Annotated in this window: 24 protein-coding genes; 16 read left to right on the forward strand and 8 right to left on the reverse strand. The window is 63.7% G+C overall.

All coding sequences use genetic code 11. The features are described 5' to 3' along the window. The first annotated feature begins 38 nt into the window (after positions 1-38). From BLW05_RS36850 to BLW05_RS36310, 13 genes are all read left to right on the forward strand, one after another. Positions 39-710: a type IV pilin protein gene (locus tag BLW05_RS36850; protein WP_371126958.1), complete on the forward strand. Its 672-nt coding sequence runs from the start codon at positions 39-41 to the stop codon at positions 708-710. After that, on the forward strand, positions 701-1189 hold the full coding sequence (locus BLW05_RS21740) for a GspH/FimT family pseudopilin (protein ID WP_093165739.1): 489 nt from the start codon (positions 701-703) through the stop codon (positions 1187-1189). The genes BLW05_RS36850 and BLW05_RS21740 overlap by 10 nt, the downstream gene beginning before the upstream one ends. After that, on the forward strand, positions 1189-1806 hold the full coding sequence (gene pilV, locus BLW05_RS21745; RefSeq protein WP_093165633.1) for a type IV pilus modification protein PilV: 618 nt from the start codon (positions 1189-1191) through the stop codon (positions 1804-1806). Before BLW05_RS21740 ends, pilV begins: the two co-directional genes overlap by 1 nt. Next, positions 1803-2903: a PilW family protein gene (locus BLW05_RS21750; RefSeq protein WP_093165740.1), complete on the forward strand. Its 1101-nt coding sequence runs from the start codon at positions 1803-1805 to the stop codon at positions 2901-2903. The genes pilV and BLW05_RS21750 overlap by 4 nt, the downstream gene beginning before the upstream one ends. A 59-nt stretch (positions 2904-2962) precedes the next feature. Continuing rightward, positions 2963-3466: a pilus assembly protein gene (locus BLW05_RS21755; protein ID WP_143044891.1), complete on the forward strand. Its 504-nt coding sequence runs from the start codon at positions 2963-2965 to the stop codon at positions 3464-3466. 70 nt (positions 3467-3536) lie between these two features. After that, a complete protein-coding gene (locus BLW05_RS36305; RefSeq protein WP_218135203.1) occupies positions 3537-6200 on the forward strand; it encodes a sulfatase-like hydrolase/transferase in 2664 nt (887 codons plus the stop codon). Positions 6201-6583: 383 nt separating this feature from the next. Next, positions 6584-7402 (forward strand): transporter, encoded by an 819-nt coding sequence (locus BLW05_RS21770; protein ID WP_218135204.1) that lies wholly within the window; start codon positions 6584-6586, stop codon positions 7400-7402. Between the two features lie 49 nt (positions 7403-7451). Continuing rightward, positions 7452-8300 carry a DUF2092 domain-containing protein gene (locus BLW05_RS21775; protein ID WP_093165636.1) on the forward strand — a complete coding sequence of 283 codons (849 nt, stop codon included), beginning with the start codon at positions 7452-7454 and terminating at the stop codon, positions 8298-8300. Positions 8301-8311: 11 nt separating this feature from the next. Beyond that, complete coding sequence (locus BLW05_RS21780; protein ID WP_093165637.1) at positions 8312-8908, forward strand: hypothetical protein; 597 nt, start codon at positions 8312-8314, stop codon at positions 8906-8908. Beyond that, complete coding sequence (locus BLW05_RS21785; protein WP_093165638.1) at positions 8905-9711, forward strand: DUF3313 domain-containing protein; 807 nt, start codon at positions 8905-8907, stop codon at positions 9709-9711. The genes BLW05_RS21780 and BLW05_RS21785 overlap by 4 nt, the downstream gene beginning before the upstream one ends. Next, positions 9708-10466 carry a hypothetical protein gene (locus BLW05_RS21790; RefSeq protein WP_093165639.1) on the forward strand — a complete coding sequence of 253 codons (759 nt, stop codon included), beginning with the start codon at positions 9708-9710 and terminating at the stop codon, positions 10464-10466. Before BLW05_RS21785 ends, BLW05_RS21790 begins: the two co-directional genes overlap by 4 nt. A gap of 7 nt (positions 10467-10473) precedes the next feature. Continuing rightward, complete coding sequence (locus BLW05_RS21795) at positions 10474-11451, forward strand: formylglycine-generating enzyme family protein (RefSeq protein WP_093165640.1); 978 nt, start codon at positions 10474-10476, stop codon at positions 11449-11451. After that, positions 11448-11939 (forward strand): hypothetical protein, encoded by a 492-nt coding sequence (locus BLW05_RS36310; protein ID WP_218135205.1) that lies wholly within the window; start codon positions 11448-11450, stop codon positions 11937-11939. Before BLW05_RS21795 ends, BLW05_RS36310 begins: the two co-directional genes overlap by 4 nt. A 108-nt stretch (positions 11940-12047) precedes the next feature. Here the strand turns inward: BLW05_RS36310 and BLW05_RS21805 are convergent, their stop codons facing one another. The 8 genes from BLW05_RS21805 to BLW05_RS21840 form a co-directional block, all read right to left on the reverse strand. Beyond that, on the reverse strand, positions 12048-12344 hold the full coding sequence (locus BLW05_RS21805) for a hypothetical protein (RefSeq protein ID WP_143044892.1): 297 nt from the start codon (positions 12342-12344) through the stop codon (positions 12048-12050). 109 nt (positions 12345-12453) lie between these two features. Next, the gene (locus tag BLW05_RS21810) at positions 12454-13668 is read right to left on the reverse strand and encodes an alpha/beta hydrolase family protein (RefSeq protein WP_093165642.1); all 1215 of its coding nucleotides are present in this window, start codon (positions 13666-13668) and stop codon (positions 12454-12456) included. 220 nt (positions 13669-13888) lie between these two features. Further along, positions 13889-14284 carry a DUF1398 family protein gene (locus BLW05_RS21815; protein WP_093165643.1) on the reverse strand — a complete coding sequence of 132 codons (396 nt, stop codon included), beginning with the start codon at positions 14282-14284 and terminating at the stop codon, positions 13889-13891. A 35-nt stretch (positions 14285-14319) separates the two neighbouring features. After that, positions 14320-14790 carry a MarR family winged helix-turn-helix transcriptional regulator gene (locus BLW05_RS21820; protein ID WP_093165644.1) on the reverse strand — a complete coding sequence of 157 codons (471 nt, stop codon included), beginning with the start codon at positions 14788-14790 and terminating at the stop codon, positions 14320-14322. 858 nt (positions 14791-15648) lie between these two features. Further along, complete coding sequence (locus tag BLW05_RS21825; protein WP_371126959.1) at positions 15649-16365, reverse strand: DUF599 domain-containing protein; 717 nt, start codon at positions 16363-16365, stop codon at positions 15649-15651. Positions 16366-16383: 18 nt separating this feature from the next. Further along, the gene (locus BLW05_RS21830; RefSeq protein WP_093165646.1) at positions 16384-16821 is read right to left on the reverse strand and encodes a YeeE/YedE family protein; all 438 of its coding nucleotides are present in this window, start codon (positions 16819-16821) and stop codon (positions 16384-16386) included. A gap of 10 nt (positions 16822-16831) precedes the next feature. Continuing rightward, positions 16832-17266 carry a YeeE/YedE family protein gene (locus tag BLW05_RS21835; protein WP_177142764.1) on the reverse strand — a complete coding sequence of 145 codons (435 nt, stop codon included), beginning with the start codon at positions 17264-17266 and terminating at the stop codon, positions 16832-16834. After that, on the reverse strand, positions 17266-17586 hold the full coding sequence (locus BLW05_RS21840) for an ArsR/SmtB family transcription factor (RefSeq protein WP_093165648.1): 321 nt from the start codon (positions 17584-17586) through the stop codon (positions 17266-17268). Before BLW05_RS21840 ends, BLW05_RS21835 begins: the two co-directional genes overlap by 1 nt. Positions 17587-17673: 87 nt before the next feature. Between BLW05_RS21840 and BLW05_RS21845 the strand changes: the two genes are divergently transcribed. Genes BLW05_RS21845 through BLW05_RS21855 form a run of 3 tightly spaced genes read left to right on the forward strand, consistent with a single transcriptional unit; the run spans position 17674 to position 19720 of the window. Then, positions 17674-18603 carry an MBL fold metallo-hydrolase gene (locus BLW05_RS21845; RefSeq protein ID WP_093165649.1) on the forward strand — a complete coding sequence of 310 codons (930 nt, stop codon included), beginning with the start codon at positions 17674-17676 and terminating at the stop codon, positions 18601-18603. A 23-nt stretch (positions 18604-18626) separates the two neighbouring features. Then, entirely contained in the window at positions 18627-19142 is a 516-nt protein-coding gene (locus tag BLW05_RS21850; RefSeq protein ID WP_093165650.1) for an aspartate carbamoyltransferase, read from the forward strand. A gap of 5 nt (positions 19143-19147) precedes the next feature. Continuing rightward, positions 19148-19720 carry a cytochrome b gene (locus BLW05_RS21855; RefSeq protein ID WP_093165651.1) on the forward strand — a complete coding sequence of 191 codons (573 nt, stop codon included), beginning with the start codon at positions 19148-19150 and terminating at the stop codon, positions 19718-19720. Positions 19721-19912 lie beyond the last annotated feature (192 nt).

Raw genomic sequence — 19912 nt, forward strand, 5'->3', positions numbered from 1 at the left:
TCCGAAACGCCTGCCGACCTTCAAGCAGGAGTAGTTGGATGTGTGGATTTGCAGGTTTCCTGCCGTGCGGGCCGTCGCCGACGAAAGTTGTGGATCGTCACCCGGTTCTTGTTGCCGTCAGTGACGCTGTCGACCATCGTGGCCGGGATGCACGGTATTACGATGATGACCGGGTGGAGCTCGTGTATCGGCGGTCGCCGCAGGCCGTGGTGAAGCGGGATGCCCCCAGACATCAGACGATGAAGACGTCGCCAAATGCGCCCTGGTTGATAGCGCGCTTGGGTCGACGTGCTGCTGGACCAGGTTCGCTACGAGGCTTCACATTGATAGAGCTGATGGTGACGGTCGCCATCGTTGCCATCCTGGCAGCGATCGCCTATCCCTCGTACACCAGGTACATCGTGCGCTCCAATCGCGCGGCTGCGATGGGATACATGCTGGAAGTCACCAATCGTCAGCAGCGCTACATGTTGGATGCGCGGCAGTACGCGACTTGGGCGCAGCTGAATCTGACCCTGCCTTCCAACGTTTCTGCCAACTACCAGATCGATACCAACCCGACCGGTGCCACGCCGCCGGGATTCACGGTGACGGCGACTCCGATCAACAGTCAACTCGCCAGAGACACCCAGTGCGGGACGTTGAGCATCGATGACACGGGACTGAAGAAGGCGCTTGGAAATCAGACGGGGGTTCAAGGATGCTGGTAAGCCGCAGTTCGGCGCGGCGCCACGTCACCGGCTTCACACTGATCGAACTGATTACCACCGTGGTGGTGCTGGCGGTTCTGGTGGGCGTCGCGCTTCCGTCGTTTCGTTCATTTGTGATCAACCAGCGTTTACGCAACGCGTCCTTCGACATGATGGCCTCGTTGACCCTGGCGCGTAGCGAAGCGATCACCCGTGCCAGAACCGTGTCGTTCACGAAAGGCAGTACGTCCTGGGACAAGGGGTGGACGGTGACCGACGGCACGGCGCCGGTGATCCAGAACCAGGAAGCCTACAGCGGACTGTCGATCACCGACTCGGCCTCCCTGGGTGCCGTCTCATACGGCAAGGACGGCCGCGCGGTCACCGCGAATACGAAATTCACCGTTGCCCCTTCCGTGGCGATCAGCGGTGTGAGTTGCCGTTTCATCTCCATCGGCCTGAGTGGCGTGCCGAGCAGCAGTGTGGGAGCTTGCCCTTGATGAAGTCAAAAATCGCAGAACAACGTCCGCGCCGACATGGACTTCAGCGCGGGGCGGCGCTGATCGAGATTCTGGTCTCGCTCGTCATTCTCCTGTTTGGCCTGCTCGGCCTGGCGGGCATCAGCAGCCGCGCCAATCTGTCGGAGCTGGAGTCCTACCAGCGCACCCAGGCGGTCCAGCTCGTGCAGGACATGGCCGGGCGATTGAACGCGAACCGCAAGGTTGCGAGCTGCTATTCGAACGGCACGGCCGGGATTCAACTGAGTTCTTCGATTTCGACGGTCCCGGCCTGCACCGCAGGCACTGCCCAGCAGCAGACCCAGGCCGTAGCCGATCTCACCGCTTGGCGCAACATGATCCAGGGCCAGTCCGAGACGGTTAAGGATTCGTCAGGTAACAACGTCCAGATCGGAACCATGATCGGTGCGGTCGGTTGTGTCACGCTCGACGACCCGACGAACAACGTTTACCTGATCGCGGTTTCCTGGCAGGGTCTCGTGGACACCTCTGCGCCTCTGAGCAATGGAGCCGCGTTCCCATGCGGGAGCGGCGCCTACGGGAGTGAAAAGCGTCATCGCGTCGTGACCACCAAGGTTCGGATTGGAACCTTGTCATGAGAATGCACAAGCGGTCACGGCCGCCACGCTACAGCGGAGGCTTCACGCTGGTCGAACTGATGGTGGCCATGACGCTGGGCCTGTTCCTGATGATCGGGCTCATCAGCCTCATCGTCACGACGGTCACCTCACGCTCGGAGCTCGACAAGGCGTCTCGCAAAATCGAGAACGGACGCTACGCGATCGAGCTTCTGACCAACGACATCGAGCTCGCCGGCTTCATCGGCCAGACCGCCGGCAGCTCGTACAACTTCGCCCTGCCGGTCACGTGTCCCTTGACGATGGCCAACCTCGGCTATACGGCCGTCGCGCGCCCCGGCATATCAACCATTCCACTGCAGCTTTACAACGTGAGCACGACGCCCACGTGCATCAGCAACGTCATGGCGAATACGGCCATGCTGATCGTCACCCGCGTGAGCACGACGGCAGTCACTCCAGCCAACGTCGCGGCCGCCGAGACCTATCTGCAGGTGTCTACCTGTGCCACGGACACACAGCCTTTCGTGATTGCCAGCGGCGCCAGCGCGTCGAGTTTCAATCTCATGACCAAGGATTGCGTGTCGAGCAAACTCGCCCCCGTTCGCAAGGTCGTCCAGCACCTGTATTTCGTCAGCACCTGCAATGTGTGCGGCACCGACACCACGCCGACGCTCAAGATGGCCGAATACGTCAATGGCGCGATCACCGTCACGCCGCTGGTCGAAGGCATCGAGAACCTTCAGCTCGACTACGGCGTCGACCTGGATGGCAATGGTTCACCCGATTGCTACACCAGCAATCCAGCCAATCCGCCCATCGATGAGGCGACAAAGCAGCCGGTCGCTGAAGTCGCGGCTGCCGTCTGTTCGACGACCGCAGCGACTCCGGTCTACGACTGGTCTGTGCCCTCGACCAACTGGGGCAACGTGATGTCGGTGCGAGTTCACGTGCTCGCGCGCAACACCGAAAGCTCTCCCGGATGGAAGGACACCAGAACCTACAACATGGGGCTGGCTTTTCCAACGCTCGGCCCCTTCAAGGACCAGATCAAGCGTCACGTCTACAGCACCGTTGTGCGCTTGAACAATGCCGCTGGCCAGAGGGAAATTCCATGATTTGCATCGGGCCTGGAGCGGTGAAACGCGCGCAATCGGGGGCCACGTTGCTGGTCTCGATGATCTTCCTCGTGGTGCTCACGCTCATCGTCGTCTCCGCGATCAAGGTGAGCAATGTCAATTCCAAAGTCGCGGGCAACATGCAAGCTCAAAGGGAGGCGGAAGCCGCCGCCCAGGAGACCATCGAGAAGGTCATCAGCACCGACTTCACGACACTCGCGACGCCTAGCCCCGTCACAGTCGATATCAACAACAGCGGGGCGGCTGGGTCGACCTATTCGGTCGATCTGAATCCTCTCCCCACGTGCGTCAGTGTGAGCCCGATCAAATCCGTCGACCTTGACGCCGGCAACCCGGCCGATGTGCCCTGCTACGCCAGCGGCTCCGTGCAGAACTCCGGCATCTCCGGCGGCGCGGGCAATGGTGATTCGATGTGCGCGAACTCGAACTGGGAGATCACTGCCAGCACGACGCCGCCCAATGCCGCCGTTTCCGCCACGCCTGCCGTCACGGTGCGCCAGGGCGTGGCGACGCGAGTCGCGGTCGGTAGCGCATGCAACTGACATGAGCCGTCCACCCCAGTTTCCAAATTGCCAAATTGCCAAATTGCCAAATGCCGAGGAAGCATCTGCCATGAAATCGTCCCACTTCGTCAAATTGCTGCTGGCCTGCATGGTCGCGTTGACCGCCTTCACGGCCCGAGCGGATGACATCGACATCTATGGTGGAACGGCCAACGGGCCGACGCCGAACATCCTCATCATCGTCGACAACACCTCGAGCAACGACGCGGCCTACACGTCGAGTTGCCCCTTTTCTGCGTCGGCCCCAAAACTACCCAACTCCACGCTGTTGGATATGGTGTATTGCTCGGTTTACGGTGCGATCGATGCGATCAGGACGCAGCCCGCCTTGCTTGGCAAGCTGAATATCGGGCTCATGAGCGGCGGTTCGGGCTCCAACAAGGGTGGCTCGATGTACTACCCCAGCGCGGCGCCATACAACCTGCCGCTGATGGATGCAGGCGGCATCCAGGCTTTTCAGAGCGTGATCGCTGCGGGCATTCCCAAGGCGACCGGCAATGCCAAGCTCGATGGCGATATGCAAGAGGCGTGGGCATGGCTCACGGGCAACGTCGGACCGCGATCGGGGACGTCCTACGCGCCTCACATCGGGACGCTGTCCTGCCAGAAGACCGTCATCATCCTGATCGGCGCGGCATCGAAACAAGGCCGTCCGGACAACGGGTCCGGCTTCACGAGCGCCAGCGATCTTGCTGCCGCAGGTGCCACCGCTGCGCAGCAAGTGCCGATCAGCACGGCCAACATCGGCCCCTACACGACCAACGACAATGCCTGGATCGATGAGTGGGCGCGGTTCTTCTATCAAGGAAACTTCAACACCAACGATCCGAATGACCCGCAGAACGCCACGACTTACACGATCGCTGCCGGCGGCACCTCGCTCGACTACAACCAGATTCTGAACAGCACCGCGAAGCAGGGCGGCGGCAAGGCCTTCGTGGCCGGCGACTACAACTCGATGGTCCAGGCTTTGCTCCAGATCTTCAACGAGGTGCAAGCCGTCAACAGCGTGTTCGCGTCGGCGAGTCTGCCTGTCACGACGAGCGGCGGCGGGTCCTATGCCAACCAGGTGTTCATGGGCACCTTCCGCCCCGACCCCGGGGGCGCGCCCCGTTGGGTGGGCAACCTGAAGCAGTACCAGATCGGCGCGGATACCTCCAACCCTGTATCTATCAAGACCTTTCTTGCCGATGCCTCGAGGCCGCCGTACCAACCCAACCAGACGGCCAATTCGGCTTTGAGCTCGGTGGGCACCACGGGCTTCCTTTCGCCCACAGCAATCAGCTTCTGGACCTCCAAGGACGTGACGTCCTTCCCGGATGCGCCATCGCCGACCGGGACCGGTGGGTTCTGGGTCAACCATCCGCAAGGCGCTGGAACCAGCGCCGAAGGCACGCTGATGGGCACCCCGAACTGGATGCTCGCCGCCAACGGCGTGCTCGAGTTGCCGGAGGTCGAGTACCTCCGCTACTACGAGTCCTGGGGCTCCGACCAGACGTACCCGCACATGGCGGTGCCGTGGGCCTGGGCCTTCGACACGCCGTTCAAATGGGTGAAGCAAATCGCCTCGCACTTCGGCGGGACGCGTCAGGGCATGGTGATCTCCTGGCCCGGCCACATCAACGATGTTGGCGGTGTCCGCTCGCAGTTCCACCACGTGATCGACATCGTGCCGACGATCCTCGAGGCGGCCGGCATCCAGGCACCGGACATGGTGAACGGGGTCAAGCAGAAGCCGATCGAAGGCGTGAGCATCGCCTACACCTTCGACAAGGCGAACGCGAACGCGAAATCGAAGCGCGACACGCAGTACTTCGAGATGTTCGCCAACCGGGGCATCTATCACGACGGCTGGTACGCCTGCACCACGCCCCCTGCGCCGCCGTGGCTTCTCGGAACCAAGGCGCTGCCCCCGGTCAACGAGTACAAGTGGGAGCTCTACAACATCGCCGAGGACTACTCGCAGGCGAACGACCTCGCGGCGAAGAATCCCGACAAGCTGAAGGAACTGCAAGCCCTGTTCCTCGCAGAAGCGGAGAAATACCAGGTCCTTCCACTGGACAATTCGGTCTTGCCGCGCATCATCACGCCGCGCCCGAGCGCAACCGCTGGTCGCACCGTCTTCACCTACACGGGCGAGAACGTCGGCATTCCGGTCGGCAACGCGCCGAGCCTCCTCAACAAGGACTACACGATCACCGCTGAGATCACGGTGCCGAAGGCGGGCGCCGAGGGAATGATCGCGACGCTGGGCGGGCGCTTCGGCGGCTATGGCCTCTACCTGCAAAAGGGCAAGCCGGTATTCGTCTACAACCTGCTCAACCTCAAGCGCTACCGCTTCGAGGGCGGCGTCGGCGCCGAGGACTGGCTCGGAAAGTCGCTCGCGCCAGGGAAGCACACGGTCGTGTTCGACTTCAAGTACGACGGTCCTGGATTGGGCAAGAGCGGCATGGGGGTGTTGACTGTCGATGGCAAGGTGCTCTCGAAGCAGAAGATGGACCATACGATCCCGTTCCTGATGTCGCTCGACGAAACGTTCGACATCGGCATGGACACCCGCACGCCGGTCGACGAGAGCTACAAGCTGCCGTTCAAGTTCACCGGCACGATCAACAAGCTGACCTACAAGCTCAGCCCCGAGCAACTCTCCCAGGCGGACCATGAGGTCATGCAGCGGGCGGTCGCTGCGGCGCGGGATATGCCGACGCGGTAGCACATGCGCCCTGCGCGAATGCCGGCCGCCGTTGCTGCATCGGCAGTGGCGGTCATTGAGCTCCCATCCATTGACCTGAGGGATTGTCATGAAGCGCTTCATATTTGCCGCAATGGCTGCGTTCGGCATCTTGAGTCTCGCCCCCTTGTCATCCTGGGCGGTCACCTGTGCGAAGGGCGTGTACCGCGAAGGCTGCGCCGGCCCGAACGGTGCGGCAGTGGTCAAGAAGCCGCCACCACCGCCTGCGCAGGTCACATGTGCCAAGGGCGTCTACCGCGAGGGTTGCGTCGGGCCTAACGGCGGCGCAGCGGTTCGCAGGCGCTAGCGGCCCGTCAGTCCTCGAACGCCATCCTGTTGCTCGTCCCGCAAGAACAGAGAACGCAGTGAAACCGAACAGGTTCGCCTTGGCACTGGGTGTCGCCGCGGGCGTTGCGTTCCTCGCGGCAACGCCGGCACGCGCCGAATTGAGCGCCGAGGAACTCGCCAAGCTCGCTCAGAACCCGGTCGGCAATCTCATCAGCGTGCCGTTCCAGAACAACACCAATCTCAATTTCGGTCCGGAGAAACGAACGCAGAACATCCTCAACATCCAGCCGGTGATCCCCATCTCGATCGACAAGGACTGGAACATCATCACCCGCACGATCTTGCCGGTCATCTCCATGCCGGCACTCGGCCCGGGCACCAGCGGCACCAGCGGCATCGGCGACACGGTACTGACCGCGTTCCTGTCGCCGGCGAACCCGGGCAAATGGATCTGGGGTGCCGGACCAGTGGTGCAGATCCCGACCAACAGCAATTCTGAACTGGGCAACAAGAACTGGGGCCTGGGCCCATCCGCCGTCGTGCTGCACCTCGACCACGGCGACCCGTGGGTCTACGGCGCTCTGTTCAACAACATCTGGTCGGTGAGCAGCAGCGGGCAGGGGGGCTCGTACAACAACTTCCTGCTCCAGCCCTTCATCAACTACAACTTCCCGGGGGGCTTCTATCTCACCACCGCCCCGATCATCACCGCAGACTGGAAGGCCGAGGGTAGCCAGCGATGGACCGTGCCGCTCGGTGGCGGCATCGGCAAGATCTTCCACCTTGGCAAGCTGCCGGTGAACACGCAGCTCTCTGCCTACTACAACGTGGTCAGGCCGGATAACGCTGCCAACTGGCAGATCCGGGTGCAGGCGCAGTTCATGTTTCCGAAGTGATCGGTGACATCTTGCATCGCCGTCGCATCTTCAACTTGAAAGGGCTCAAATGACCAAGACCAGATTGCTCGCAGGCACGGCATTGCTCGCCGCGGCCCTTGCGCTCGGCCCTGGGGCGGCTGCCCAGACGGCCGCGCCCGCAAGGGCTGCGACCCCCTCGGCCAAATCTACTGTCAAGGCGTCGCCCCAGCTCGAGCCCAAGGCCATGGACTTGTTGCGCGCCATGAGCGCCAGCCTGACGGCCTCGCAGTCGATGGCCTTCACCGCCGTCACTACCTACGAGAGCCCGAGCAGCGTGGGTCCGTCCCTGGCCTATGCGACCTCGTCCGAGGTGCTGCTGCAACGCCCCGACAGACTGCGCGTCGTTACCTTGGGTGACGGACCGCCTGCGGAGTACTACTACGACGGCAAGACGATCACGGCCTTCGCGCCGGCCGAGAACCTGGTGGCCGTCGCGCCGGCCCCGTCCACCATCGACGCCATGCTCAAACAGGCCTTCGACAACGCCGCGATCTACTTCCCCTTTGCCGATGTCGTCGGCAGCGATCCGTTCAAGACGATCACCGAGGGCCTCACCAAGGCCTTCTACATCGGCCAGTCGAAGGTGGTCGGCGGCACCACGACCGAGATGGTCGCCATCGCCAGCAACGAGATGTTCATGCAGATATGGATCGGCGCCGACGACAAGCTGCCGCGCAAGATGCGCGCGATGTTCCGTGGCGACCCGCTGCAGTTGCGTCACCAGGTCGAGCTGTCGAACTGGAAGCTGGACCCGGTGATCGCGGCCGAGGCCTTCGCGGCGGCCAATGCGGCCAACGCGAAGAAGATCGACTTCGCTGCGCCGAAGGCACCGTCGGCCGCGAAGAAGGCGGCCAAGGCCTCCGCCAAGGCGCAGTAAGGAGCGGGACGATGATCACCCTCAAGACACTCAAGACACTTCCCCTGCTGGCGGGCCTGCTGATGACCACGGGGTTCCACGCGCCGGCCGCCGCCTGGGCCAGTGCGAACCGCATGGGCGGCCACTCCGAAGGCGGCTTCGGCGGTGCCGAGCACACCAACCGCTATGGCGGAACCACCACGCACAGCTGGGACGGCGCCACCAGCCACACCAACGTGGCCGGCGGCACCACCACCGGCGCGGCCGGCTACGGCGCCGTGCACACGACGCCGGGCGGCGCCAGCGCCTATCACCCCCCGGCCTACGGCGCCGCGGGCTACGCGCCCTATCACGCGCCCGTGGCGGTGCCCTACTACCACGCAGGCTGCTCCGACTGCGCGGGCGCGGTGGCCGCTGGCGCAGTGGTCGGGGCGGCAGCCGGTGCAGCGGTTGCCAGCGCCAATCGGCCGGTGGCTGTGTATCCCATGGGCGTCAGCTATGCGACGGTGCCCGCAGGCGCTGTCATGGTCAATCGCTACGGCGTCGAGTACTACCAGGTCGGAGCGACCTGGTTCCGGCCCTACTACGGCGCCAACGGCGTCTATTACACCGTCGTGGGTGCACCATGAGCGCGCTGACATCCCGCTTCTCCCAGACCTCGCTCGCCGGCGGCCTGGCCGCGGCACTTGCGCTTTTTGCCAGCGGCTGCGCCGCGCCCGGCTCGGGCAACGCGGGCGTCACGGCGTCTGACAACAGCCTGGCCAATGTCTCCAACGTCGGCTTTCTGTCAGAGCCCGGCAGGCTGAAGGTCCAGGCCGCCAACGGCGGCTTTCTCTGCTGGCGGCAGCAAGGCATCCACTGGAGAAGCTACGACAAGGTCATGATCGAGCGCATCCAGGTCTACGTCACGCCGGCCGATGGGCAGAGCCCGATCGACCCGACCGACCTCAAGACGCTGATCGACTACTTCCATAGCGCGCTGGTCAAGAACCTCTCGCCCGAGGTGAAGGTGGTCGACGTTGCGGGTCCCGGCGTGCTGCGCGTCAGGCTGGCGCTGACCTCGCTGGTTCCGACCAATTCGCTGGCCAGCGTGGCGGGCACCGCAGTGCCCTACGGCTTCGTCGCGGAGATGGGCTCGGGCGCGGCCACTGGGCGCCCGGTCGGGTCGACGCCTTACCTGGGAAAGACCGGTATCGAGGCCCAGTTCCGTGACGGCGCCACCGGCGCCGTGCTGGGCGAATGCGCCGACACGCAGATCGGACTCAAGTACGCGGCCGATCTCAACAAGAACGCCACTCAGGCCGCAGAAGCCTGGATGAACGGATACGCCAGCTCCTTCACCAGTTGGAGCTACGCTCAGGACGCTTTCAACAAATGGTCGTCCGCCTTTGCTCAGCGCCTTGCGGAGCTGCGGGCCCAGTCGCCGCAATGACTGCGAACATTCTCCACCGTGCGATCTTCGGCATGGCCGCGGCTTTCGCGGGCCTGCCGTCCTATGCACAAAGCGCAATCGCTGCCTCCGACCAGTGGCAGTTCGAGCTCATTCCCTACCTCTGGCTGGCCGGCGTCCGCTCCGACCTGAAGCTCGGGCCGTTGCCCGGGAACACCGTTTCCGTGAGTTCCAGCAGTGTCCTCAGTGCACTGGATTTCGGCGCCATGGGCACGCTCGAAGCGCGCAAGGGCAACTGGGGCGGCCTGCTCGACGTGCAATACGTGAAGCTCGGCGTCTCCAATCAGGTGGCCGGTGGGCTCCTGGGCGGCTACAACGTCAAGTTCGAGCAGAGCATCGCGACGCTGGCCGGCTTCTATCGCGTGCTCAATGGACCCGTGGCGGTCGACGTACTGGGCGGCGCTCGGTACGTCTACGCCAAGACCGACCTCGACATCTCGCCCAGCCTGCGTGGACTCGGTGGCCAGATCGAAGAATCGGGCGGGGTGTGGAACGCAATCGTCGGCGCGCGCGCAGTCATGCCGGTCAACGACAAGTGGTCGTTGATGGGCTACCTCGATGTGGGCGAAGGCAGCTCGACCTCGAGTTGGCAAGCCATCGCTGGCGCCAGCTACCAGTACTCCCCCGTCACTTCACTGAAGTTCGGCTATCGCTACCTGAGCTACAAGCGCGACGATGCACTGCTCAACAAGGTGGCGATGGGCGGTCTTTACTTTGGCGCCGGCTTCAAGTTCTGATCACCACATGACGACTGAAACCTCTTCATCGACGGATGCTGTCGCGGCGCCGCATCCCGGCATGCTGTGGATCCCCGGCGGCACCTTCCGCATGGGCTCCGACCACCACTACCCGGAAGAGAAGCCGGCGCACCGCGTGACAGTCGACGGCTTCTGGATGGATGCGACGCCGGTGACCAACGCGCAGTTCAGGACCTTCGTCGAGGCGACCGGTCACGTCACGTTCTGCGAGATACCGCCAGATCCCAAGGACTACCCCGGGGCGCTGCCCGAGATGCTCAAGGCCGCTTCTTCGGTCTTCGTCGCGCCACCCGGTCGCGTCAGCCTGCACGACCACTTCCAGTGGTGGCAGTTCGTTGCCGGCGCCAACTGGCGCCAGCCGCAAGGTGCCGGCAGCAGCATCGCGAGCAAGGAAGATCATCCCGCGGTGCACCTGGCCTGGAGCGATGTCGAGGCCTATGCAAAGTGGGCCGGCAAGGCCATCGCGACCGAGGCCGAATGGGAGTTCGCCGCGCGCGGCGGGCTCGAGGGCGCCGAGTACGCCTGGGGCAGCGAACTCGTGCCGGGCGGCGTCCACCAGGCCAACACCTTTCAGGGCGAGTTCCCCTGGCAGAACCTGGCCGAGGACGGCTTTACGGGCACTTCGCCGGTGCACAGCTTTCCGGCCAATGCCTACGGCCTCTACGACATGATCGGCAACGTCTGGGAGTGGACCGAAACCTGGTACTCGCCGCGACACCCGGACGAGAAGCTCAAGGCCTGCTGCATTCCCGTGAACCCGCGCGGCGCACCGAAGGAGCGAAGCTTCGATCCCGGCATGCCGGACATCCCGATCCCTCGCAAGGTGATGAAGGGCGGTTCGCACTTGTGCGCGCCGAACTATTGCAGGCGCTATCGGCCGGCCGCGCGCATGCCGCAGCCCGTCGATACCTCGACCTCGCACTTGGGCTTCCGATGCATCGTGCGCCAGGAGCGTACCAAGTGAACGACGTCCCGCAGACGATTCGGCAGGCTCCTCGCCGTCGCGTCGGCCTCCATCGGCCTGGCCTTGCGGCGGCCGCTCGCCTCTGGTTGATGGCGTTGACGCTGGCGGCGGTTCAACTCGCAATTGCGCAAGGTTCCGTGGCCGGCACCGTGGCCGGGGCGGCCGATCCCGCGGTGCTGAGAGGCGCATGGAAACGGACAGATGGCAACTACATCATCCTGGTACGCGACGTCGGCACAGCCGGCGAGATCACGGCGATGTACTTCAATCCAAGTCCGCTGCCCTTTGCCAAGGCTCAAACCTCCCGGGAGGCGGGCACGCTGCGCGCTGCCTTCGAACTGCAGGCCGGCGGCTACAACGGCTCGACGTACGAGCTGCGCTACGACGCCACCAGCGATCGCCTGGTCGGGGTCTATTTTCAAGCGGTGGCGAAACAGCGCTTCGAGGTCAGCTTTGTCCGCCAGCGCATTGAAGGCGCACTGCGCTGACCAGAAGAGGTCGATTGACGAGCTACGTCTGCACGATCTTGAGACCCATGAATACGAAGGGACCTCCTATGACGGGTTGCGGGCTGTTGCCACCGCGACATGGTGGCATCAGCCGCAAATATTAGGCGTGGAGGTCCATTCGTCCAGCAACTGGCAGCCGTTCCACTCGGTGCTGCCGATGCGCATCGGCCCGGCAGGCAGCGATTCGAGCAACACCAGCGACCGGGTCTGCAGGTCCTGCGGTCCGAACCGCGCCACCACGGCGCGAGCCACTTTGTGCATCAGCACGTTGGCGACGTCCGACTGGTTGGTGCGCATGTCGCGCGAGCGGCTCACCACCAACAGCGTGTTGGGCGCGATGCGCACGAACTCGCCATAGCGCCGGTCGTGTGGACGACTGTCCAAGCCAGTGGACTGCGCCAACCCGGGCATCACCAGGGCGCCGCTGCACGCGGTAGCGACAGTCAGCAGACACGCGCGCAAAGCGCGCAACAAGTTGAGGACATGGGTTCCTTCAGGTGCGGCCAAACTGCGCGTCCAGCCAGTCCAACACCCGCTGGTTCAGTAGCGAGCGGTTCTTCATCTCGCAGTGTCCGCCGGCGCCTTCGGCAGCGCTGAAATACAGCATGTGCTTGGGGCATTTCAGCGCCTCGAACAGTGCCGTGGCCGATGCCGCCAGTGTGTCTCCCTCGGCATGCGTGACCAGCGTCGGGCAACGGATGGCCTCAAGACAACCGTCCAGCGTGTAGCGCTCGGCCTCGGCGAGGTACTCGCGCAGGGTACGCACACCGTGCACCCAGAAGTTGCGTTGCATCACGCTCCAATGAAGGCGCGGGCTGCCGGCGATGAGCGCTTCCATCTTGTCCAGCCAAGGCTGCGGCAGCTCGCCCAAGTGGGCCGCCGCCTCGCGCGGCACGCCCATTTGCACTGCAGCGGCACGGAAGCCGGATGCCACGTTCCACAACCCTGGGTCGGCGATGCAGGCGCTAAGCCTCGTGTCGCCCGAGGCCGCTCGCGGCGCCAGATAACCGCCCAGACTCCAGCCAGAGAGCGCAATTCGCGCCGGATCGACCAGATCGAAGGTGAGTGCGTGGTCGACCACCGCGCGCACGACAGTTTCCCAGTCGGGCCGCAAGCGCAGGCCCTGCTCGTACAGCGCGCCGCCCTGGCCAGGGCCGTCAAACATCAAGCAGTGGTAGCCGCGGCGCGTGGCGGCCACCGCGCTGGCGAAATACATGTCCGTCATCGTGCCGTCGTACCCATTGGTAAGAATCAGCAGCGGCCCGCGCTCGGCGGCGGTCCTACCTTCGGCCGAAAGTAGGTAACCGGGTAGCGTCGTGCCCTCGAAGGGGATACGCAGCGGTGTGGCTGGCGTGTCGCCCAGTGCCAGCGCCCGGCCGAGCAACTCGCTCTGGCGGCGGAAGGACTGCAGCAGCCTTGGGTCGACCGGCTCGCCGTACAGTGGGTGGTAGGCCGCCGCTTGGTAGCAACTGGCGCGCAGGAAGAGGCTGCGCGCACCGGCCGTGTGTCCTCGCTTCAGCGCCTCTTCGCCCTGCGCCGCCAGGCGCTCGGCGGCTTGCGACCAAGCGGCATGGAAGGCGCCGTCGTCGCCTTCGCCCACAGCGCGGGCTACGGCTTCGATCTCGCCGTACTCGGCGCCACCAGCGGGGATGTAGGCCAGAGGCCAAGTGCCGAACTCGTCGTGCAGGTGGTGGTGAAACAAGGGCATGGCTGATGGTCGATTTAGTCGAGTACGCGTTCGTCCAGAATGCTGGGACGCCCCGGCGGCCTTGTCGTGTTCTGTCCGTCCCGCGAATGTCCCGTATGTCTACACGCGACGCGGCGCAATATGAGAGGCCACACGGCGTTCACATGGTGACCGAAGATTCATTTCTTGCTTCGCCCCAACCGGGCGCCCGCAAGCCGACGTGGTCAACGATTTTCGGGGCTCAATTCGGGAATCGCTCGATGTGCGTCTCACCCTTGCGGCCTGCGTAGGCGACATGGCGACCCGCGATCCAGACCGTGTAGCCGCTGCAGCCCGCGCGCTGCGAAAGATGCTTGAACTCGGGGTACATCACCCGACCTTGCTGGGCACCCAGGATGGCCGAACGCAAGGCATCACCGTCGAAGGCTTCGGCGATGCCTTCCTGCGGCCGCTCGAAATCGAGGTCCAGGGTGGCGCCGTCGGGCAGGTAGTAGGTGGTGCGACCTGTGCGGTAGTCGACGTAATAGGACTCGACCTGGACACTCGCGAGTTTTGCGATCACTTCGCCGAAGTGGATGCTGCCCTTGTTCGATGCCTCGAAGGTGGACTGAATGACGATGCGGGTGCTCTCGTTCATGGTTGTTCCTGTTCTGGAGCGAATGGCCTGATCCATCAGGCGGTGGGAATGACTTGGAGCTGGTGGTGTTTCACCAAAGCCTGCATGGCGTTCATCAGGGCTTGGCGCTCTTGCGCACGGAGATGGCCGAAAAAATGTCCGTCATTGGCATCGGCCAGGGCCGCCAGTTGCGGAACCAAGGCCATGCCCGACGCGGTCAAGACCAGGGATTGCTCTCGCGAACGTCCGTCGGCCAGTTGGCGTTTCGCCAATCCCTTCTGCTCGAGGCGAGAGACCACCTTCGACGCGGCGCTCTTGGTCATGCCCATGGCTTGAATCAGTTCGGCATGGCTGGTCTCGTGCCGCGCCCAAAGGGTGCGCAACACCACCCATTCGGTGACACTCACGCCCCTGTCCTCCAACAGTTGCTGAAAGCGGAGCGACACGTGGTTGGAGACGAAGCGCAGCCAGAAACCCAGATGGGCTTCCAGCGGAGCGGGGTGCGGTGGGGCTTGCTTGGACTTCATTAGGTTTCCATGGAAACTTGGAGAAGTCTAGTTTCCAAGGAAACTGTTGTCAACTCATTGGCCCACTTGCGGCTGCGCCGTCACAACCAATGGGTTTTCGGCCACCCCTCGCAGATTTCGCTGACCGGCCGGAAGCGGGAAGTAGCATGACTGCTCGATCGATGCCGGAGATTCGTCACCCCACGTCGCACCGAGCTAGAACTGAATAACGAATGAACGTCAGCTTCAACCTGATGCTCTATTCGTTCACGCAGCCGTTGAGCAAACCGCTCTGGTGACATCAATCGGAGACCCTGATGGACGCTGCCGACAAGCTCGAAGCGGTCCTGCGCTATCACGAGCGCTCCAAGCATCAGTTCCACCGCTATGCGCGCTCCGCCGGCACCCTGGATTGGGTCAACCAGCCCAACCCGTTCCGCCGCTACGAGGGGGCGCCGCTGCCGGGAGCACGGTGGTGCGTGCCACAAGGTTGCGAACCCAGTCAACCTGTTCGAAGGGTCTTAGATCGGCGAGGAAGAAGGCTGCGGACGCAGAGGTTGAGCGAACTTCCGCAACCAGGTCCAACAAGACCATCGATTGTTCGAGCTGGTCCCGAGTGCCCCGCACGGCCACAACGACCCGACCGGGGAAGCTGATGTGGCCAGCTTCTACTTCCAGGCCAAACGGTTCAGCTGTGCCAAGCGCAGCGGAGCTGGGCTTCTCCCGGACAAAGACGGGAGTTCGAGTAGTTCTGGTACCAGGTGCCGTACGCGCTGAGGTTCCAGCCCTCGGTCTTTCCGCTTGCGGTGGCCGGGTTGCCGAAACGCCTTTCATGCGAAATCTGGAGGCCTGGATGCGGCCACAACTCGACTTTGGACATCACGTTCTGATTCGCCTGGAAGGGGTCTTTGGAACTGTCCCTTCACCTTCCGTGGTTTCCTGCCCGAGGGCGCCAGCATCGCGTCCTTCATTGTTCTGGAAGCGGTCAAAGCTGAGCAGCACCGCGACAACACCGAGTGCCGCAACCGGCCCAGCGGCCGGGTGCACCACGGAAGCAAGGATGGGTGCAACGAGCATGAGGTGCCTGAGGCCCCAGCTATAGAGGATTCCGGCGCGGCGCACGTAGACCCTGCCGGCATTGCTCCATCCATGGCGTGCCTCGGAGTCGACCGGCATCGCGGCGATGAACCCGGCGTGGTTGTAGTAGCGCACCGCCATCACCGACGACGCGAGGGAAGCGAACAGCAGCGCCATGAGCGCAAGTTCCAGCGCGAGACGGGAGGTGAAGCCCGGCGCCCCTGGCGCATCGCCGAAGTTCGCACGTAGCGAGGGGGCGACCAGGGTGACCGTGCCCATCAGGCCCAAGACGGCTGTGGATGCAGTCATGGTGGCCGACATCAGCGAATTGCGCAGCGTCTGCACCGCCAGGATTTCCGAGCCTTTCTGCGCCGAGACCGCGTCGAACCATTCTTCGCGCAGCACCGCATGCGCAGTTCGAGCCAGGCGTCCCGGCCTGCGCCGATGCCCAAAGGTCAGTGCCACTTCATAGGCCATGAGGATGGCCACCGTGGCCAATGCCGCGAGCCAGGCGGCCATGTTCGACATGAGCCGACCTCAGGCAGTGCGCGGTGTCGGCTGCCGCCTATGGCGCTCGAAAAGTTCGAACACGCCCATGCCCACCAGCATCGCGGCCACGAATACCAGCGCCTTGACTTCGCCCATCCCGAGCGAAACGAGGCCCGGCCCGGGGCAGAAGCCCGCGATGCCCCAGCCGATGCCGAAGAGCACACTTCCCGCGACCAGGCGGCGGTCGATGTGGCGCGCCGAGGGCAGGCGCATTTCGACGCCGAGCAGGGATGTGGTGCGCCGGCCGGCCACCGCGAAGGCCACCACGCCGACGGCGATGGCGCCCCCCATGACGAAAGCCAGGGACGGGTCCCAGTGGCCGGTCACGTCCAGAAAGCCGAGCACCTTGGCCGGATTGGCCATGCCCGAGACGATGAGGCCCAGGCCGAAGACGAGGCCAGCGAGCAGCGAAGCGAGAACAATCATGGTGAACTCCTCAGATACCCAGCAGGTGACGCGTCACGAAGACCGTGACGAAGCCGGCGCCCATGAAGGCGAGCGTGGCGACGAGCGAGCGCGGCGATAGTCGAGACAGCCCGCACACACCGTGGCCGCTGGTGCAACCGGAGCCATACCGGGTGCCGATGCCCACGAGCAGGCCGGCCAGAATCAGCGCGCCGTAGCTCGCGTCAATCTGGGGCTTGGGCAACACCGCGAACAGCACGTAAACCAGTGGCGCGCCGACCAGTCCGAGGACAAAGGCGATACGCCAGGCCATATCGCCCTCGGTCGGCCTGAGCAGGCCTCCGAGCACCCCGCTGATGCCGGCGATGCGCCCATTGAGCAGCGCGAACATTGCGGCGGCAATTCCGATGAGCACACCGCCAGCCGAGGCGGCGAGCGGCGTGAAGTGGTTCCAGTCGATGGACATCATTCTTCCTTTGGGCAATAGAGACGGTAGAGAACCGCGAGGATTTCGAGCATCGAAGGGTCGGCGACGCTGTAGTAGATGTTCTTGCCTTCGCGGCGCGTGCTGACGACCCCCTCGTTGCGCAATACACCCAACTGTTGCGAAAGCGTCGGTTGGTGAATGTCCAGCGCCTCTTCGAGGTCACTCACGCACATCTCGCCCTGCGAGAGCTGGCAGAGCAGGAGCAGACGGTCTTCATTGGCGAGCACCTTGAGTGCGGCGACTGCGCTGCCCGCGGCGCCGCGCAGGGCTTGGGGGTCGATGACTGGTGAGCGCTTCATGGTCGGGCTTACTGTTGCGATTGACATATTATGTAGAAAAATATAATATCAGTCAATAGATTTCAACTTGACACGACAGAGGCACTCATGACAAACCGAACGACCATCAAAGGCTTCTTCGACCCCTTGACGTGGACGATCTCCTACGTCGTGTGGGACCACGCAACCATGCGCGCTGCAGTCATCGACCCGGTGCTGGACTACGACTTCAAGTCAGGCCGCACGAGCACTGCCTCGGCCGACCGGCTGTTGGCCTATGTCCGGGACAAGGGCCTGAAGGTCGACTGGATTCTGGAAACCCACGCCCACGCCGACCATCTGTCAGGCGCACGCCATGTTCAGGACGAGGTCGGAGGCCGCATCGCTATCGGCGAAAACATTCGCGTTGTGCAGTCGACCTTCAAGAAGCTCTTCAACCTTGAGCGCAGCTTTCTGCCGGACGGGAGCCAGTTCGACCATCTTTTCAGGGACGGCGAGGTCTTCAAGATTGGCGAGACCGAAGCAACGGCACTGCTGGTCCCGGGTCACACCCCTGCAGACATGGCCTATTTGGTCGACGGCGCGGTCTTCGTGGGCGACACGCTCTTCATGCCCGACGTGGGAAGCGCGCGAGCGGATTTCCCCGGCGGTGATGCGCGCCAGCTCTATGCCTCGATGCGGCGTCTGTTGGAACTACCTGGCGATACGACGATGTATGTCTGCCATGACTACCCGCCTGCATCGCGGCAACCCCAATGGCAGACCAGCGTCGCAGAGCAGCGCGCTCGCAACATCCATGTGCGCGATGGCATCAGCGAGGACGAGTTCGTCGCGATGCGAACCGCCCGCGACGCGACCCTGGACGTTCCGACGCTCATACTCCCGTCGATTCAGGTGAACGTGCGGGCCGGGCGGCTCCCTCCGCCCGACGACAATGGCGTTGCTTACCTGCGGATTCCATTGAACGCGCTTCCCGCTCACTCGCACCCTGATGCCAAGGACGTGTCCTCGGCCGCCGTTGGTACGCTCGCCAGCTAAGCGCGCGACTTGAGGTGCCTCCTATGACCAAGCACTTGTTGGGCGCCGCTGTCGCGGCCTTTATTCTTCTGCCCTTGAGTTCGCACGCCGCTGACCCCGCACGTCAGGCCGAGGTTGCCGGGCGCGGAGCGGATGTCATGCCGTTCGACCTCAAGGCGACGACGCACATCTTTACCAAGACCGCAGACGGAGGAGTGCAGCGGGTCGTGGCCAAGAACGCTGCCGACAAGCGGCAGGTCGAGTTGATACGCGCACATCTTCACGAGATTCAAGGCCAGTTCCGAAAGGGTGACTTTTCGGGGCCGTCCCATATCCATGGCGACCAGATGCCCGGTCTCTCGCAGCTCCAGACCGCTGCGCCGGGCCAGATCGCCATCGACTACAGGGAGGTGGCTGGCGGCGCCGAGCTAACCTATAGAACCGTCGACCCGAAGCTCGTCTCGTCGCTGCAGGACTGGTTTGACGCTCAGTTGTCGGACCATGGGCCCGATGCGATGGCCGGCCACCACCACATGCACGACCGAATGCCGCAACGGTAGCGAATATGAACCAGCAGCCCGCTTCCCGCTATGACAGCTTCAGCCAAGTCCTCCACTGGGTCACGGCCATCACCGTAACCGTCGCATTCATCCTCGGACCAGGTGGTTTCGGTCGCCTGATGCGCCAAGGGGTCGACCCGGCCACTCGAAGCGACATCGTATGGCACGAGTCCTTGGGGATTCTTGTATTGGTGCTGACCTTGCTGCGTCTGGCATGGATGGCCCTACGCCCGGCCGCACCGCAGTTTCAGATGGCCAGGTGGATGCATCTGGCAGCCAAGCTGGTGAGGATTGCGCTGTGGGTGCTTCTTCTTGCGTTGCCCGTCACCGCGTTCCTGGCCCTGGGAAGCGAAGGCCATCCCCTTACGCTACTGGGAGGCATACGCATCGACCGCATGCCCTTCATCGCAGAATCCCGGGTCGCTGGCCTGGCTGACTGGGGCGACGTGCACCAATTCCTGGGCGATTCCATCATGTGGCTCGCCGGCCTGCACGCCGTTGCCGCCATCGTCCATCATGTGGCGCTCAAGGATGGGGTGCTCATGGCGATGTTGCCCCGGGGAAAATCTCGCTATTGAAACGAAACGCCCGCGCCCATCGTAGGCGATGACCAGAAGCGGACCTAGCGCGCGCCTGTCCAATTGAACGCCGAAAGCGGTGCCTCCATGGACAACGGGGCCCGCAAGGTGAGCGGTATTGGGCAGAATCCCTGAAGTGCCACGAAGCCCGCATCAAGCGCTCCGTCATAGTCCGGAAAGCGGCTCGATGAT

Source organism: Variovorax sp. YR216 (assembly GCF_900107745.1).
Lineage (GTDB): Bacteria > Pseudomonadota > Gammaproteobacteria > Burkholderiales > Burkholderiaceae_C > Variovorax.

Excerpts from the sequence above, each read along its gene's own strand:
- BLW05_RS36850 (WP_371126958.1), top strand. The coding sequence starts at position 39 with ATGTGTGGATTTGCAGGTTTCCTGCCGTGCGGGCCGTCGCCGACGAAA.
- BLW05_RS21740 (WP_093165739.1), top strand. The coding sequence starts at position 701 with ATGCTGGTAAGCCGCAGTTCGGCGCGGCGCCACGTCACCGGCTTCACA.
- pilV (WP_093165633.1), top strand. The coding sequence starts at position 1,189 with ATGAAGTCAAAAATCGCAGAACAACGTCCGCGCCGACATGGACTTCAG.
- BLW05_RS21750 (WP_093165740.1), top strand. The coding sequence starts at position 1,803 with ATGAGAATGCACAAGCGGTCACGGCCGCCACGCTACAGCGGAGGCTTC.
- BLW05_RS21755 (WP_143044891.1), top strand. The coding sequence starts at position 2,963 with ATGATCTTCCTCGTGGTGCTCACGCTCATCGTCGTCTCCGCGATCAAG.
- BLW05_RS36305 (WP_218135203.1), top strand. The coding sequence starts at position 3,537 with ATGAAATCGTCCCACTTCGTCAAATTGCTGCTGGCCTGCATGGTCGCG.
- BLW05_RS21775 (WP_093165636.1), top strand. The coding sequence starts at position 7,452 with ATGACCAAGACCAGATTGCTCGCAGGCACGGCATTGCTCGCCGCGGCC.
- BLW05_RS21780 (WP_093165637.1), top strand. The coding sequence starts at position 8,312 with ATGATCACCCTCAAGACACTCAAGACACTTCCCCTGCTGGCGGGCCTG.
- BLW05_RS21785 (WP_093165638.1), top strand. The coding sequence starts at position 8,905 with ATGAGCGCGCTGACATCCCGCTTCTCCCAGACCTCGCTCGCCGGCGGC.
- BLW05_RS21790 (WP_093165639.1), top strand. The coding sequence starts at position 9,708 with ATGACTGCGAACATTCTCCACCGTGCGATCTTCGGCATGGCCGCGGCT.
- BLW05_RS21795 (WP_093165640.1), top strand. The coding sequence starts at position 10,474 with ATGACGACTGAAACCTCTTCATCGACGGATGCTGTCGCGGCGCCGCAT.
- BLW05_RS21810 (WP_093165642.1), bottom strand. The coding sequence starts at position 13,668 with ATGCCCTTGTTTCACCACCACCTGCACGACGAGTTCGGCACTTGGCCT.
- BLW05_RS21815 (WP_093165643.1), bottom strand. The coding sequence starts at position 14,284 with ATGAACGAGAGCACCCGCATCGTCATTCAGTCCACCTTCGAGGCATCG.
- BLW05_RS21820 (WP_093165644.1), bottom strand. The coding sequence starts at position 14,790 with ATGAAGTCCAAGCAAGCCCCACCGCACCCCGCTCCGCTGGAAGCCCAT.
- BLW05_RS21825 (WP_371126959.1), bottom strand. The coding sequence starts at position 16,365 with ATGGCCGCCTGGCTCGCGGCATTGGCCACGGTGGCCATCCTCATGGCC.
- BLW05_RS21830 (WP_093165646.1), bottom strand. The coding sequence starts at position 16,821 with ATGATTGTTCTCGCTTCGCTGCTCGCTGGCCTCGTCTTCGGCCTGGGC.
- BLW05_RS21835 (WP_177142764.1), bottom strand. The coding sequence starts at position 17,266 with ATGTCCATCGACTGGAACCACTTCACGCCGCTCGCCGCCTCGGCTGGC.
- BLW05_RS21840 (WP_093165648.1), bottom strand. The coding sequence starts at position 17,586 with ATGAAGCGCTCACCAGTCATCGACCCCCAAGCCCTGCGCGGCGCCGCG.
- BLW05_RS21845 (WP_093165649.1), top strand. The coding sequence starts at position 17,674 with ATGACAAACCGAACGACCATCAAAGGCTTCTTCGACCCCTTGACGTGG.
- BLW05_RS21850 (WP_093165650.1), top strand. The coding sequence starts at position 18,627 with ATGACCAAGCACTTGTTGGGCGCCGCTGTCGCGGCCTTTATTCTTCTG.
- BLW05_RS21855 (WP_093165651.1), top strand. The coding sequence starts at position 19,148 with ATGAACCAGCAGCCCGCTTCCCGCTATGACAGCTTCAGCCAAGTCCTC.